The sequence below is a fragment of the Paraburkholderia sp. RL17-373-BIF-A genome (assembly GCF_046030175.1).
Lineage (GTDB): Bacteria > Pseudomonadota > Gammaproteobacteria > Burkholderiales > Burkholderiaceae > Paraburkholderia.
Genome location: NZ_JARESO010000323.1, coordinates 1 through 870, shown reverse-complemented (window position 1 = coordinate 870; position 870 = coordinate 1). Strand labels below are relative to the sequence as shown.

At 59.0% G+C, this 870-nt stretch carries 1 protein-coding gene; it reads left to right on the top strand.

Annotated features, from left to right (window positions below; genetic code table 11):
- Positions 1-188 precede the first annotated feature (188 nt).
- Positions 189-870 (top strand): CBS domain-containing protein (locus tag P0D80_RS50635; RefSeq protein ID WP_408296400.1); only part of this gene is annotated, 682 nt, incomplete at its 3' end.

Here is an 870-nt window from a genome sequence, read left to right as displayed (position 1 = left end):
CGAATGCTTGTCAGGTGAGCCCCCGCATGTCCGCAAGCTGTCGCACGCATTGGCATCAGCTTGGCGTACACTCAACTGGCAGGTACCTGTTTCACGCTTACCAGCCGCATCCTCTGAGGTCTGAGATCCGCTGCTATCCGCGTTACGCGGGCACATCGTTTCCAGTCAGCCCTATGAGGAGCCACGTCATGCTAGTCAGAGATGTGATGAAAGAACCGGTCTGCGTCCAGGCAGAAGAAACCCTCGACGCCGCAGCCCGCAGGCTGAAGAAGAACAATATCGGTGCCCTCCCGGTGTGCCAGAACAACAGGGTAATCGGGATGATCACCGACCGTGATATCACGATGCGCGGCGTCGCGGATGCCCGCGATGTCAGTCAGATGACGGTGCGCGAGGCGATGTCGGCCGAGATTCTCTCTTGCTTCGGGGATGATCCGGTCGACGAGGCCGCCAAGGTTATGCGCAAGAATCATGTGCAGCGTCTGGCAGTCCTTGATCGCGGCGACCAGCACTTGATTGGCATCATTTCGCTGAGCGCTTTGAGCGGCGCTGCCTCCGAACGGCGGCCCTTTGAAGTGATCTTCCACAAAACGTTCACTGATCACCGCGGCCACCCGCATCACAGTGAGTTGATGCGTATTGCGGTAGCACAGGGCACTAAGGAAGAGGCAATCGCCACCGCCACTCGGCAGTTTGAAGATATGAACAAGCTCAATGTCTGGCATCAGATCGCCGACGGATACGACGTCATAAGTGTCCATGTCGATGCACTGGGCGAAACGGTCGAAGAGCGCGAGCCGACTTCTGAGCGAGAGGCCCGGATACTGCGGCGGGCTCGCGAAATCTGGGAGCGCGAGGGCACCCCGGAGA